Here is a 14,918-nt window from a genome sequence, read left to right as displayed (position 1 = left end):
ACGGGACGTGGTTTCTCAGCGACGCGGACACCTGGACGCCGGGATGCCGGTGCCTAAGATCGTGGAAGCACCCCTCGCCGACAGAGACGGAGAACCCATGGGCAGCATCGAGATCCATCGCTCGCGCTCGGAGGCGCACAACCAGACGGTCGGAAACGGCGGATGCGCGTGCAGCGCACCCACTGAGCCGAGCGCCGACCACGACTCGCGAGCTGCAGCAGCACGACCGCAGGCCAGCCGGACGGACAGCGAGAGCTGAACATCCGCGAATGGCTGAGGCTGTGAACGACTGAGGGCCTCCGCGATGCGGAGGCCCTCAGTCAGGTGTGTGGCGAGTGAGGGATTCGAACCCCCGAATGCAATGCAGGCTGATTTACAGTCAGCTCCCTTTGGCCGCTTGGGTAACTCGCCAGTGCACACCCGTCCGGCTTTTCCAGCCAACCGGGGGCGCGAGTATCAAGCATACCGGTCGGCGGCGGTCTCAAGAAATCGAGCCGTCAGCTACCGAATACGCCGCGCTCGGGGTGGCCCAGAGCATCGGGCGTGCGCAGCAGTCCCCCCTCGGCACGCACCGTCGCCGCCGCGATCTGCATGGCCCAGTCCAGTAGCCCCTGCCACCCGGCATCCGACATCGGCGCACCGTCAGCGAGCCCCGCAGCGACGGCCGCGAGCGTGGCATCACCCGCGCCCACCGTGTCGACAATCGCACCGGGCAGGCTCGCCACCGGCGCCGTGAAGACACCGGCATCCGACTCCAGCACCGCCCCGGCCGCTCCCGCCGTCGCCAGCACCGCCCCCGCCCCCATCGTACGCAAGCGAGCGCGCAGAGCGTCAAGATCACCGTCGTAGAGCAACTCGACGTCGTCGCCGCCCACCTTGACCAGGTCAGCCGTCGCCGCAAGGCGCTCGAAGCCGCGCACGAACTCCGCGCGGTCGCTGAGCATGCCCGCACGCGGATTCGGATCAACAGTGACACGAGAATCGCCGAGCGCGTCGACGAGCGCGTCGACCTCAGACGGCACGTCGAAGGGGAAGCAACTGATCGCCACGACGTCGGCCGCGGACAACGCCGCGCGCGCGTCGACACCGTATCGGATGCTACGCCGCTGCGCGGCCTCGTTGAACGCGTACTGGGGTTCGCCGCTCGGCGACCACGTGACCACAGCGCGGGATGACCCCCGCGGCGCCGGGCTGGTGATGAGTTCCACACCGTGATCACGCAGGTACTCACGGATGTGTGCGCCCGGTTCGTCATCGCCGACCATCGCGATCAGCGTCGTCGGGACGCCCAGCCGCCGCAGCCCCACGGCCACATTCAGCGCAGCACCGCCGACCAGTTCGCGCACACCACCGGCATCCCGGATCTCGTCGATCAGGGCGTCACCGATCACGACCGCCCGTCGCTGTGTCTCGCTCATTCCGTGAGACTATCGCGAGCCGGCGACATGCAGCATCGGGCCCGGAAGCGCCGCCCCGGGGCCGAAACCGTCACCCAGAACAGGCTCGTTCACGAGAACAGGCTCAATTCCGCAGAATCAGCCTGTTCTCGGCATCCGTCCTGTTCTCGATGACGACAGTGCCCACGCGCGACGCGGCACACCCTGAAAACGAGGTGAGGCCCCGGGTTCCGAAGAACCCGGGGCCTCACCGACACTCACTGACTCAGTTGTACGAGCCGGGCGTGATGTCGTCCGTCGAGAACGCGTCGAAGTCGACGTAACCGAAGTCACCGTCGGCGTACGCACCGTCGGATGCGAAGATCCGGTTCGGGTAGCGCTCGCTCTTGGCCTCTTCCGTTGCCTCGACCGTGATGTCGCGGTAGCGACGCAGACCGGTTCCGGCGGGGATGAGCTTACCGATGATGACGTTCTCCTTGAGACCGATCAGCGGGTCGCTCTTGCCCTCCATGGCGGCCTGCGTGAGCACGCGGGTCGTCTCCTGGAACGATGCGGCCGACAGCCACGACTCGGTCGCGAGCGACGCCTTCGTGATACCCATCAGCTCGGGACGACCCGATGCGGGGCGCTGACCACCGGTCACGGCCTCGCGGTTGATCGTCTGGTAGCGCTTCAGGTCGACCATCTCACCCGGCAGCAGCGTGGTGTCGCCGTGGTCGACCACGGTGACCTTACGCAGCATCTGGCGCACGATGACCTCGATGTGCTTGTCGTGGATCGGCACACCCTGCGAGCGGTACACACCCTGGACGCCGTTGACGAGGTAACGCTGCACCTCGCGGGCACCCATGACGCGCATGACCTCCTTGGGGTCGAGCGTTCCGACCTGCAGGGGCTGACCGACCTCGACGTGCTGGCCGTCCTCGACGAGAAGCGTCGCACGCTTCAGCACCGGGTAGACCACTTCCTCGTCACCGTTGTCGGGCGTGAGGATGACCTTCTTGCCCTTGTCGTTCTCTTCGATCGTGATGCGGCCGTCGGCCTCAGCGATCGGAGAGGCACCCTTGGGCGTACGAGCCTCGAAGAGCTCCTGCACACGGGGCAGACCCTGGGTGATGTCATCAGCCGATGCCGAACCACCGGTGTGGAACGTACGCATCGTCAGCTGGGTACCGGGCTCACCGATCGACTGCGCCGCGATGATGCCGACCGCCTCACCGATGTCGACCGTCTTACCGGTCGCGAGCGAACGGCCGTAGCACTGCGCGCAGACACCGACGGCCGAGTCGCAGGTCAGCACCGAGCGCACCTTGATGGTCTCGATACCGGCCTCGACCAGCTTGTCGATGAGCACGTCGCCCACGTCGTCACCGGCTTCGGCGACGACCTCGCCTGCCTCGTTGACCACAGCGGATGCCAGCGTGCGAGCGAACACCGAGTTTTCGACGTTCGGGTCGCGGACCAGCACACCCTGCGAGTTCGGTGCGGCGATCGGCAGGGCGAGGCCCTTCGACGTGCCACAGTCCTGCTCGCGGATGATGACGTCCTGCGACACGTCCACCAGACGACGGGTCAGGTAACCCGAGTCGGCGGTACGCAGAGCGGTGTCGGCCAGACCCTTACGGGTACCGTGCGTCGCGATGAAGTACTCCGCCACCGACAGACCCTCGCGGTACGAGGAGATGATCGGACGCGGGATGATCTCACCCTTGGGGTTGTTCACCAGACCACGCATACCCGCGATGTTGCGGATCTGCAGCCAGTTACCACGGGCGCCCGAGGTCACCATGCGGTTGATGGTGTTGTCGTCCGGGAAGTGCGCGCGCATCGCGGCCTGCACCTCGTCGGTCGCCTCGGTCCAGATCTTGATGAGCTCCTGACGGCGCTCAGCATCGGTGGTCAGACCCTTGTCGTACTGCGACTGGACCTTCGCGGCCTGCTTCTCGTAGGTCGCAACGATCTCAGCCTTGTTCGGCGGGGTGAGGATGTCGCTCAGCGCGACCGTGACGCCCGAGCGGGTCGCCCAGTGGAAACCGGCATCCTTGATGCGGTCCAGCGTGGCGGCCGTCTCGACCTTCGGGTACTCCTCGGCCAGCTTGTTCACGATCTGCGACAGCTTGCCCTTGTCGGCGACGCCGCGCACGAAGGGGTAACCCTTCGGAAGCGCGCCGTTGAAGATCGCCTGACCGAGCGAGGCGTCGACGAGGCCGTGACGCTCGTAGCCCTCGGGAGCCTCACCCTCGAGGAAGGTGAGACCGGGGATGCGGATGCGCGCCTTGGCCTGCAGGTCGAGCGTGCCCTCGTCGCGGGCCAGGATCGCCTCGGAGACCGAGCCGAACGCACGACCCTCACCGGCTGCGCCCTCCTTGACCGTGGTCAGGTGGTGCAGACCGATGATCATGTCCTGCGAAGGCAGGGTCACCGGACGGCCGTCCGACGGCTTGAGGATGTTGTTCGAGGCGAGCATCAGCACGCGGGCCTCGGCCTGCGCCTCGACCGACAGCGGCAGGTGCACAGCCATCTGGTCACCGTCGAAGTCGGCGTTGAAGGCCGCGCAGACGAGCGGGTGCAGCTGGATGGCCTTACCCTCGACCAGCTGCGGCTCGAACGCCTGGATGCCGAGACGGTGCAGCGTAGGTGCACGGTTCAGCAGCACGGGGCGCTCGCGGATGATCTCTTCGAGAACGTCCCAGACCTCGCCGCGGGTGCGCTCGACGGCACGCTTGGCCGCCTTGATGTTCTGCGAGTGACCCAGGTCGATCAGACGCTTGATCACGAACGGCTTGAACAGCTCCAGGGCCATCTGCTTGGGCAGACCACACTGGTGCAGCTTCAGCTGCGGACCGACGACGATGACCGAACGGCCCGAGTAGTCGACACGCTTACCGAGCAGGTTCTGACGGAAACGACCCTGCTTACCCTTCAGCATGTCGCTGAGGGACTTCAGGGCGCGGTTGCCGGTACCGGTGACGGGGCGACCACGGCGGCCGTTGTCGAACAGCGCGTCGACGGCCTCCTGCAGCATCCGCTTCTCGTTGTTGACGATGATCTCGGGAGCACCGAGGTCGATCAGACGACGCAGACGGTTGTTGCGGTTGATCACGCGACGGTACAGGTCGTTCAGGTCGCTGGTCGCGAAGCGGCCACCGTCCAGCTGCACCATCGGGCGCAGCTCCGGCGGGATCACCGGAACGACGTCGAGCACCATCGCGGCCGGGCTCATGCCGGTCTCGAGGAACGAGTTGACGACCTTCAGGCGCTTGATCGCACGGATCTTGCGCTGGCCCTTGCCCTCAGAGATCTGCAGGTGCAGGCTGTCTGCCTCGGCCTTTAGGTCGAAGCTCTGCAGGCGGCGCTGGATCGCCTCGGCGCCCATGTGGGCCTCGAAGTACTGACCGAAGCGGTCCTGCAGCTCGTGGAAGACGTCGTCCTCGGGGCGCAGCGCGCCGACCTCGAGCGTGCGGAAGTCCTCCCACACGCGCTCGAGCTTGGCGATGGCCTCGTCGGCACCCTTGCGGGTGAGAGTCATCTCCTTCTCGGCGGCGTCCTTGACCTTCTTCTTCGCGTCGGCCTTGGCGCCCTCGGCCTCAAGGGCCGCGAGCTCCTCTTCCAGCTTGGCCATGCGCTCGGAGATCTTCGCGTCGCGGCGGTCGCCGAGCGTCTTCAGCTCGAGCCGGATGTTGTTCTCCTGCGTGGCCAGGTCGCGGTGACGTGCGTCCTCGTCGACCGAGATGACCATGTACGCGGCGAAGTAGATGACCTTCTCAAGGTCCTTCGGCGCCATGTCGAGCAGGTAGCCCAGTCGCGACGGCACACCCTTGAAGTACCAGATGTGCGTCACGGGGGCGGCCAGCTCGATGTGACCCATGCGCTCACGACGGACGGAGCTCTTGGTGACCTCCACGCCGCAGCGCTCGCAGACGATGCCCTTGAAGCGGACACGCTTGTACTTGCCACAGCCGCACTCCCAGTCGCGGGAGGGGCCGAAGATCTGCTCGCCGAAGAGACCGTCCTTCTCGGGCTTCAGCGTGCGGTAGTTGATCGTCTCGGGCTTCTTGACCTCACCGTAGGACCAGCCGCGAATGTCTTCAGCGGTGGCCAGGCCGATTCGAAGCTCATCGAATGTAGTTGCGTCGAGCACTAGTTCTCCTAGTTAGAAAAATCTATGTATTTAGGGACGCGGTCCCTGAGCTGTGCCTGCGATCAGATCTCGTCGATCGATGCGGCTTCGAACCGGCTGGAGATGTTGATGCCGAGCTCTTCCGCTGCACGGAAGGCCTCGTCGTCGGTGTCCCGCAGGTTGACGGCGGTGCCATCGGCCGAGAGCACCTCGACGTTCAGGCAGAGCGACTGCATCTCCTTCATGAGCACCTTGAAGGACTCGGGGATGCCGGGCTCCTGGATGTTCTCGCCCTTGACGATGGCCTCGTACACCTTGACGCGGCCAAGGATGTCGTCGGACTTGATCGTCAGCAGCTCCTGCAGTGCGTACGCGGCGCCGTAGGCCTCGAGGGCCCACACCTCCATCTCACCGAAGCGCTGTCCACCGAACTGCGCCTTACCACCGAGCGGCTGCTGGGTGATCATCGAGTACGGACCCGTCGAACGCGCGTGGATCTTGTCGTCGACGAGGTGGTGCAGCTTCAGGATGTACATGTAGCCGACCGAGATGGGGTCCGGGAACGGCTCGCCGGAGCGGCCGTCGAACAGACGCGTCTTGCCCGAGCGGTCGATCAGACGCTCTCCGTCGCGCGTCTCGCGCGTCGAGTCGAGCAGACCCGAGATCTCGTACTCGGTGGCGCCGTCGAACACCGGCGTGGCCACCTTGGTGTTCGGGGCGACGTCGTAGGCCTCCTCGGGCAGCGCCGCTGCCCACTCCGGGTTGCCCTCGATCTTCCAGCCCTGCTTGGCGATCCACCCGAGGTGGGTCTCCAGCACCTGACCGAAGTTCATTCGACCCGGGATACCCAGCGGGTTCAGCACGACGTCGACCGACGTGCCGTCCGCGAGGAACGGCATGTCCTCGACGGGCAGGATCTTGGCGATGACACCCTTGTTGCCGTGGCGGCCGGCGAGCTTGTCACCCTCGGTGATCTTGCGCTTCTGGGCGATGTAGACCACGACGCGGCGGTTGACGCCCGAGCCCAGCTCGTCGTCGCCCTCTTCGGCGTTGAACTCCTTGACGGCGATGATCGTGCCCTGCTCACCGTGCGGGACCTTCAGCGAGGTGTCGCGAACCTCACGGCTCTTCTCGTTGAAGATGGCGCGCAGCAGGCGCTCCTCGGCCGAGAGCTCGGTCTCGCCCTTCGGCGTGACCTTTCCGACCAGGATGTCGCCGGGGCGCACCTCGGCACCGATGCGGATGATGCCGCGCTCGTCGAGGTCCTTCAGCAGCTCGGGGCTGACGTTGGGGAGGTCACGGGTGATCTCCTCCTTACCCAGCTTGGTGTCGCGGGCGTCGACCTCGTACTCCTCGATGTGGATCGACGAGAGGGTGTCGTCCTTCACCAGCTCCTGGCTGAGGATGATGGCGTCCTCGAAGTTGTGGCCTTCCCACGGCATGAACGCCACGAGCAGGTTCTTTCCGAGCGCCAGCTCGCCGTTCTCGGTGGCGGGACCGTCGGCGATGACCTCGCCGGCCTCGACGCGCTCACCGGCGTTGACGATCACGCGCTGGTTGTACGACGTGCCCTGGTTCGAGCGTGCGAACTTGCGCAGGTAGTACTCCTGCGTGCCGCCCTCGTCGAGCATGACCACGACCTTATCGGCCGAGACCTCGCTGACGACACCGGCCTTGGCGGCGGTGACCACGTCACCGGCGTCGATGGCCGTGTAGCCCTCCATACCGGTACCGACCAGCGGCGAGTCCGAGCGCAGCAGCGGCACGGCCTGGCGCTGCATGTTGGCACCCATGAGTGCGCGCTGCGCGTCGTCGTGCTCAAGGAAGGGAACGAGCGAGGTCGCCACCGACACCATCTGGCGCGGCGAGACGTCCATGTAGCCGATCTCCTCGGGCAAGAACAGGTCGACCTCACCGCTACCGCCGCGGGGGCGGGCCAGCACGTGGCTCTCGCGGAAGCGACGCTCCGCGTCCAGCGGCGCGTTGGCCTGTGCGATGTTGAAGTCGACCTCTTCGGCTGCCGTCAGGTAGTCGATCTGGTCGGTGACGACACCGTTCTCGACCTTGCGGTACGGGGTCTCGATGAAGCCGAACGAGTTGATGCGCGCGAACGTCGCGAGCGCACCGATCAGACCGATGTTCGGGCCTTCCGGCGTCTCGATCGGGCACATGCGGCCGTAGTGCGACGGGTGGACGTCACGGACCTCGACACCGGCGCGATCACGCGAGAGACCACCGGGGCCGAGCGCCGACAGACGGCGCTTGTTGGTGAGACCGGCCAGCGGGTTGTTCTGGTCCATGAACTGCGACAGCTGCGATGTTCCGAAGAACTCCTTGATCGCTGCCACGACGGGACGCACGTTGATCAGGGTCTGCGGCGTGATCGCTTCGATGTCCTGCGTGGTCATACGCTCGCGGACGACGCGCTCCATGCGCGACAGACCGGTGCGGACCTGGTTCTGGATCAGCTCACCGACGGCGCGGATGCGACGGTTGCCGAAGTTGTCGATGTCATCGGTGGCGATGCGGATCTCGGTCTTCTTGCCGCCGCGGATGCCCTCGAAGGTCTCGTCGCCGCTGTGCACGCGCACCAGGTACTTGATCGTCGCGACGATGTCGTCGCGCGTGAGCACCGAGTCGGTGAGCGGGTTGGCGAGGCCCAGCTTGTGGTTGATCTTGTAGCGACCCACCTTGGCCAGGTCGTAGCGCTTCGGGTTGAAGTAGAAGTTGTCCAGCAGCGAACGCGCGGCCTCGGCGGCGACCTGCTCGCCCGGACGCAGCTTGCGGTAGATGTCGCGCAGCGCATCTTCCTGCGTGAGGATGGTGTCCTTCGCCAGGGTCTCTTCGATCGAGGTGTAGCCGGCGAACTCGGCGAGGATCTCTTCGCTGGTCAGGCCAAGCGCCTTCAGGAAGACGGTGACGGACTGCTTGCGCTTGCGGTCGATGCGCACGCCGACCTGGTCGCGCTTGTCGATCTCGAACTCGAGCCAGGCACCACGGCTGGGGATGACGCGAGCGGTGACGATGTCCTTGTCACTGGTCTTGTCGGGAGTCTTGTCGAAGTAGACACCGGGCGAACGCACCAGCTGCGAGACGACGACGCGCTCGGAGCCGTTGATGATGAACGTTCCCTTGTCGGTCTGCAGCGGGAAGTCACCCATGAAGACCGTCTGAGTCTTGATCTCACCGGTCTGGTGGTTCATGAACTCGGCCTCGACGTACAGCGGCGCGGCGTAGGTCTTGCCGCGCTCCTTGCACTCGTCGATCGAGTACTTCTCGGGCTCGAGGTACGGGTTCGTGAACGACAGCTGCATCGTCTCGCCGAGGTCCTCGATCGGCGAGATCTCTTCGAAGATCTCACCCAGACCCGAGATCTCGGCGACGTCGGTGCGGCCGGCCTTCTTGGCCTCGGCCACGCGGGCCTTCCAGTCGTCGTTGCCGACGAGCCAGCCGAACGATTCGGTCTGCAGCGCCAGCAGGTCGGGGACCGTCAGCGTGTCGGAGATCTTGGCGAACGAGAGGCGGGAGACTCCGCGGCCGTTCTTGTTGGTGGTGGATGTGGATGCGTTGGGAGCAGCAGCCAAGGGAGTAACCTCCGTCAGCCCGGGCAAGGGGCTGGTCGATTCCTGGACGTCGGTGAGTGCGCTCGAAAACTCAACGGGATGCCGACCACCATATGAGGGCACGGAGAAGCGAGCGCAACTCTTTACTATAAGCCCGATTGTGCGACATGGCAAGCGTGATCCTTGACCAATTCCGCAACCTGCGGTATTGGCACGGGGCGGGCGCATCGCGCCCGCCCCGTGGTCACGACGCGATGCCCAGCTCGTTGCCGGGGATGGATGCCAACAGCGTGCGCGTATAGGGGTCACGCGGGTTGGTGAAGATCTCTTCGCTGGTGGCCGCCTCGACCAGTGCGCCGTCCTTCATGACGCACACGTAGTCGCTGATCAGACGCACGACGGCCAGGTCGTGCGAGATGAACAGGTAGCTCAGGCCGTACTCCTTCTGCAGGTCGCCCAGCAGCGTGAGGATCTGGTCCTGCACCAGCACGTCCAGCGCCGAGACGGGCTCGTCGCACACGATCAGGTCGGGCGCGAGCGCCAGCGCCCTGGCGATCGCGACGCGCTGGCGCTGTCCTCCGGAGAGCTCGGACGGGTAGCGCTGCATCATGGATGCCGGCAGCGCGACGTCGTCGAGCAGCTTGAGCACCCTGGCGCGGCGCTCGGCACGATTGCCGCGCTTGTAGAACTCCAACGGCTCACCGATCAGCCGCCCGATCGTGAACATCGGATTCAGACTCGAATACGGGTCCTGGAAGATCGGCTGCACACGCTGTCGGAACTCGCGATCCTGCGCCTTATCGAAGCTCTGAATGTCGCGCCCCTCGAAACGGATCGTGCCCGCCGTCGGCTCGATCAGCTTCAGCAGCATCCGCGCCGTCGTGGTCTTGCCCGAGCCGGACTCCCCCACGATCGCCACGGTCTTTCCGCGCGGGATCGCGAGCGAGACATCGTCGACCGCGATGAAGTCGTCGGAACGGCCGCGCACCGGGTACACCTTGCGCAGCCCCTCGATCTCGACGATGTTCGCGGCCTTGCTCCCCTCGGGCGCCGCCGCACCGGCATCCGCTTCTGCGCTCTCGGAGACCTGCGCGCCTTCGAAGACCTCTGGTTGCAGACGCGCCGCCGCGATAGACGGCGCCGCACTGACAAGGCTCTGCGTGTACGCGTGTTGCGGGTTCTCGAGGATCTGGCGGGCGTTGCCCTGCTCGACCACACGTCCGCGGTGCATCACCACGACGCGCTGCGCCCGCTCGGCGGCCAACCCCAGGTCGTGCGTGATCAGCAGCACCGCGGTGCCCAGCTCGCGCGTCATCTCGCCGAGCTGATCGAGGATCGTCTGCTGCACCGTGACGTCGAGCGCGCTGGTCGGCTCATCGGCGATGAGCAACCGCGGCCGGCACGCGAGTCCGATCGCGATCAGCGCGCGCTGGCGCAGACCGCCCGACAGCTCGTGCGGGTACTGCTTGGCCCGCCGCTCGGGGTCGGGCAGGCCCGCCGCCGACAGCGCCTCGACGACCTTCTGCTTGACGTCTGAGCGCGTGGCGAGGCCGTGCGCGAGCAACGTCTCGGCGACCTGTGTGCCGATCTTCGCGACGGGGTTCAGATTCGACATCGGGTCCTGCGGAACCATGCCGATGTCACGCCCGCGGATCTTCTGCATCTCGGATTCGGATGCCCCGACCAGTTCGCGTCCGTCGAGACGGATGCTGCCATCGGCCACCCGCCCACCCGACGCGAGCAGACCGATCACGGCCATCGCTGTGGTCGACTTGCCCGAGCCCGACTCGCCGACGATCGCAACCGTCTCACCGGGCGCGATCTCCAAGTCGACGCCCTCGACGGCGTGCACGACGCCGTCCATGGTCGTGAAGTCCACGGCCAGGCCCGACACCTGCAGCAGCGGCTGCGCGCTCATCTGCTTCTCCTTCTCGGTCATCGCGCTCTCGTCCTCGGGTCCATCGCCTCGCGCAGCGCCTCACCGAACAGGGTGAAGCCCAGCGCGGTCACGGCGATGCAGATACCGGGCAGGAACGCCAGCCACGGCGCGATCGCCAACTCACTCTGCGCGTAGGTCAGCATCCGCCCCCACTCCGCCGTGTCGGGACCGCCGCCGCCGAGCCCCAGGAACGACAGCGCGGCGGCGTCGATCACCGCCGTCGCCAGCGTCAGGGTCGCCTGCACGATGACCGGACCGATCGCGTTGGGAAGCACGTGCGACATCGTGATGCGGCCACGTCCGAGGCCGAGGGTCTGCGCCGACAACACGTACTCGCTGGTGCGCTGCTGCAGCATGGAGGCCCGCAGCAGGCGCGCGAAGATGGGCACCTGCGACGCTCCGATGGCGATCATCACCGCCTGGGGCGTCTGCCCCAGGATCGCGGCGATCGACACGGCCAGCAGCAGGTTGGGCACCGACAGGATGATGTCGACGATGCGCATGATGACGGTGTCGACCCAGCCGCCGAAGGTGCCGGCGATGAGTCCCAGCAGCATGCCGCCGAGAAGACCCAGCGCGGTCGAGACCACACCGACCATCAACGACGCCTGTGCACCCCAGATGAGTTTCGACAGCACGTCGCCGCCGAAACGGTCGAGGCCGAGCGGGAACTGCGGCAGCTCACCGGGCCCGGGGATGTGCGTCGGGGTGATGTACTCGGCACCGGGCAGCGCCGTCTCGGGGTACGGCGCGAGCAGCGGAGCCAGCACCGCAACCGCGATGAACAGCACCACGATCGCCCCGCCGATCCACGCCGTGACATTGTGTCGCAGCCGACGCAGCACGTCGCTCCAGAAACTGCCGCTCTTGTGCAGCTCGGCCTGGGCGACGGTCACCGTCTCGGGCGATCCGCCGCTCTGCGGGCCCGCGCCCGGGCCCTGTGCGGGTGGGAGCACTGCGCTCATCACTGAACCCTCACTCTCGGATCGATCAGGCTGTACGACACGTCAACGGCGAGGTTGATCAGCGCGTACGCGATGGCGATGAAGATGATGAACCCCTGCAGCACCGGGAAGTCTCGCGCGAAGATCGATCGCGCCAGGAACGAGCCGATGCCGGGGAAGGCGAACACCGTCTCGGTGAGCACCGCCCCCGAGATCAGCAGCCCGGTCTGCAGGCCGATCGTGGTGATCACCGGCAGCATCGCGTTGCGCAGGATGAAGCGGTTGCGCAGCGTGGGCGTCGAGACGCCCTTGGCCTTGCCGGTGCGCACGTAGTCGGCGTTCTGCACTTCGAGCACGCTGGCCCTCGTGATGCGCACGATGATCGCCAGCGGGATCGTGCCGAGCGCCAGCGCCGGCAGGATCAGATGCTGGATGGCATCCCATGACGCGTCGAACTCGCCGGTGATGATGCCGTCCCAGACGTAGAAGCCGGTGACGTGTGTGGCATCTATTCGCGCGCTCTGGCGGCCGTCCGAGGGAAGCCATCCCAGCTGCACCGCGAAGATGTACTTCAGGATGAAGGCCAGGAAGAACACCGGGATCGTGATGCCGATCAGGCTGAACACGACCGCGGTGTGATCCGTCCATTTGCCGTGGCGGCGCGCCGCCCAGTAGCCCAGCGGAACACCGATGCCGATCGCGAAGATCAGCGCGAGCACACTGAGCTCGATGGTCGCCGGGAACCGGCGGAAGAACTCCTCGGTCACGGGGCGCCCCGTGACGATGGATGAGCCGAAGTCGCCCTGCAGCAGGCGACTGACCCAGATGAAGTACTGCTCGTACAGCGGACGATTGAAGCCGTAGAGCTCGTTGACCTGCTCGATCGCCTCGGGTGTCGCCTTCTCACCGAGAAGGGCGACGGCCGGCCCTCCGGGAAGAGCGCGGACCCAGGCGAACAGCAGAATGCTGAGGCCGAAAAGGGTGGGGATGAGCAGCAGAAGCCGCTTGCCGATGGTTCGCAGCAAGGTGGTCTCCGGGTATGGCGGGATCACGCGTCCTGGCGCCCTCGTGGGGCGTCAGGACGCGTGATCGCCGCGTGGACGGCTTACTTGGTGAGCACGATGTCGGTGAAGACCTCGTCGTTCACCGGGCTCGCCGGGTAGCTCTCCACCCGCTCGTCGAATGCCAGGGTCGGCGCCGGGTGCGCGATCGGCACACCGGGGATGAACTGCGCGACCTGCTCGTTGATCGCCTCGTACAGCGGCGTCTGCTCGTCGATGCTCGACACGCCGCGGGCCTCGGACAGGGCCGTGAACAGCTCGGGGTTGTCGAAGCCCCACTCGGAGCTCTGCTGGCCGAAGAAGACGCCGACGAAGTTGTCGGTGTCGTTGTAGTCACCGGTCCAGCCGAGCAGGTGGATGCCGTGGTCGGGCGTCGCGGTGATCTTCTCGAGGTAGTCCGGGTTCCATGCGTCGGTCTCGGGCGTGATCTGCACGCCGACCTCTTCGAGCTGGCGGGCCAGCACGGTGAAGATCTGCTCGGGGTCCGGCATGTAGGGGCGCGAGACATTGACCGGGTAGTTGAAGGTCAGCGACAGCGGGTTGTCGGCCGTGTAGCCGGCATCCTCGAGCAACGACTTGGCCATGTCGGGGTCGTAGTCGTACGTGGTGACGCCCTCGTTGTAGCCGTTGACGACCGGCGGCACGAACTGCGTCGCCTTCTCGGTGCCCTCGGGCAGCACCTGCTTGATCAGCGCGTCCTTGTCGATGGCGTACGACAGCGCCTGACGCACCTCGAGGTCCTGCAGCTCGGGAACGGCCTGGTTGAAGGCAAGGTAGAGCACCGTGAACGGCGGGCGCGACACCATGGTGAAGCCCTTGTCTTCGAGCGCTTGCGTGTCGGCCGGGCCGACCAGGTCGTAGCCGTCGATATCGCCGGCCTCGAGCGCCTGGCGGCGCGCCGTCGGGTCGCCGATCACGCGGAAGATGACCTCTTCGATCTGGCCCTGCTCGCCCCAGTAGTCGTCGTAGGCGGTCAGGGTGACGTTCTCACCCGGGGCCCACGAGTCGAACTGGAAGGGACCGGTACCGACCGGGTGGCCCTGCGCGTACTCCGAGAGCACGGGCGCCTCGGCGGTGCCGCCGACCTCGTCGGCCGAGAACTCCTCGAGCGCCGAGGGACTCTGCATGGCGAAGGCGGGGAGCGAGAGGGATGCTACGAAGCCGGCGAACGGCTTGTTCAGCTCGATCGTGACCTTGTCGTCGCCCTCCGTCGTGCACGACTTGTACACGGCATCGTCGGGGTTGGACGCGTAGCCCTTGAAGAGCTTGTTGTAGTAGTAGCCCACAGCCTCGGAGGCCAGCACGCCGGTCCAGTTGTACCAGCGGTCGAAGTTGAAGCACACGGCCTCGGCGTTGAACGGCGTGCCGTCGTGGAAGGTCACGTCCTGCTTCAGCGTGAAGGTGTGCGACATGCCGTCCTCGGACGACTCCCATTCCTCGGCGAGCAGCGGAGCCGGGTCAGCGGTGCCCGGCTCGGTGCCCACCAGACCCTCGAAGATCTGACGCGAGACGCGGAAGGTCTCACCGTCCTGGGCGAGGGAGGGGTCAAGGCTGGCCGGGTCGGACGACGCCGCAAAGACGAACGTCGTGTCAACGTCGGATCCGCCACCGTCATCGGCGCTGTCGTCGCGCTCGCTGGCGACGCATCCGGTCAGCAGCAGGGCCGCGACACCGGCTCCGGCTGCGAGGGCGAGCCCTCGTCGGCGCAGGGGGCTGTGGGTCATGATGAACCTCTCTTGTGAACGCTTCATTGCGCGGTCCGGGTGCAGCATCGCACCCTCACACGTGATGCTCCGAAGGTACCCAGCCGACGCGGGTATTCCAAACCTCCGAAGGTTGCGATCCGGTATCGGCTTGAGCCGGACCCCGTCGCAGCCTTCGCCCTCCCGGTCGC

At 66.3% G+C, this 14,918-nt stretch carries 7 protein-coding genes and 1 tRNA gene; all 8 read right to left on the bottom strand.

The genetic code is table 11. The features are described from left to right. Positions 1 to 329: 329 nt before the first annotated feature. Positions 330 to 411: transfer RNA gene (locus PTQ19_RS03015), tRNA-Tyr, on the bottom strand. Between the two features lie 86 nt (positions 412 to 497). Next, complete coding sequence (locus PTQ19_RS03010) at positions 498 to 1,418, bottom strand: carbohydrate kinase family protein (protein ID WP_274368395.1); 921 nt, start codon at positions 1,416 to 1,418, stop codon at positions 498 to 500. 244 nt (positions 1,419 to 1,662) lie between these two features. Next, entirely contained in the window at positions 1,663 to 5,538 is a 3,876-nt protein-coding gene (gene rpoC / locus PTQ19_RS03005; protein ID WP_274368394.1) for a DNA-directed RNA polymerase subunit beta', read from the bottom strand. 62 nt (positions 5,539 to 5,600) lie between these two features. Further along, positions 5,601 to 9,101: a DNA-directed RNA polymerase subunit beta gene (locus PTQ19_RS03000; RefSeq protein ID WP_274368393.1), complete on the bottom strand. Its 3,501-nt coding sequence runs from the start codon at positions 9,099 to 9,101 to the stop codon at positions 5,601 to 5,603. A gap of 223 nt (positions 9,102 to 9,324) precedes the next feature. Next, positions 9,325 to 11,019: an ABC transporter ATP-binding protein gene (locus PTQ19_RS02995; protein ID WP_274368392.1), complete on the bottom strand. Its 1,695-nt coding sequence runs from the start codon at positions 11,017 to 11,019 to the stop codon at positions 9,325 to 9,327. Continuing rightward, a complete protein-coding gene (locus PTQ19_RS02990) occupies positions 11,016 to 11,984 on the bottom strand; it encodes an ABC transporter permease (RefSeq protein ID WP_222445276.1) in 969 nt (322 codons plus the stop codon). The genes PTQ19_RS02995 and PTQ19_RS02990 overlap by 4 nt, the downstream gene beginning before the upstream one ends. Beyond that, positions 11,984 to 12,988 (bottom strand): ABC transporter permease, encoded by a 1,005-nt coding sequence (locus tag PTQ19_RS02985; protein ID WP_274368391.1) that lies wholly within the window; start codon positions 12,986 to 12,988, stop codon positions 11,984 to 11,986. Before PTQ19_RS02985 ends, PTQ19_RS02990 begins: the two co-directional genes overlap by 1 nt. Positions 12,989 to 13,068: 80 nt before the next feature. After that, positions 13,069 to 14,748: an ABC transporter substrate-binding protein gene (locus tag PTQ19_RS02980; RefSeq protein WP_274368390.1), complete on the bottom strand. Its 1,680-nt coding sequence runs from the start codon at positions 14,746 to 14,748 to the stop codon at positions 13,069 to 13,071. Between the last annotated feature and the right edge of the window lie 170 nt (positions 14,749 to 14,918).

The organism is Microbacterium esteraromaticum, from assembly GCF_028747645.1.
Lineage (GTDB): Bacteria > Actinomycetota > Actinomycetes > Actinomycetales > Microbacteriaceae > Microbacterium > Microbacterium esteraromaticum_C.
Note: the sequence above shows the minus strand (reverse complement) of the source record. Positions and strands in the feature narration are given on the sequence as shown.

Bases quoted from the DNA above. Each gene is read 5' to 3' on its own strand.
- PTQ19_RS03010 (WP_274368395.1), bottom strand. From the start codon at position 1,418: ATGAGCGAGACACAGCGACGGGCGGTCGTGATCGGTGACGCCCTGATC.
- PTQ19_RS02995 (WP_274368392.1), bottom strand. From the start codon at position 11,019: ATGACCGAGAAGGAGAAGCAGATGAGCGCGCAGCCGCTGCTGCAGGTG.
- PTQ19_RS02990 (WP_222445276.1), bottom strand. From the start codon at position 11,984: ATGAGCGCAGTGCTCCCACCCGCACAGGGCCCGGGCGCGGGCCCGCAG.
- PTQ19_RS02980 (WP_274368390.1), bottom strand. From the start codon at position 14,748: ATGACCCACAGCCCCCTGCGCCGACGAGGGCTCGCCCTCGCAGCCGGA.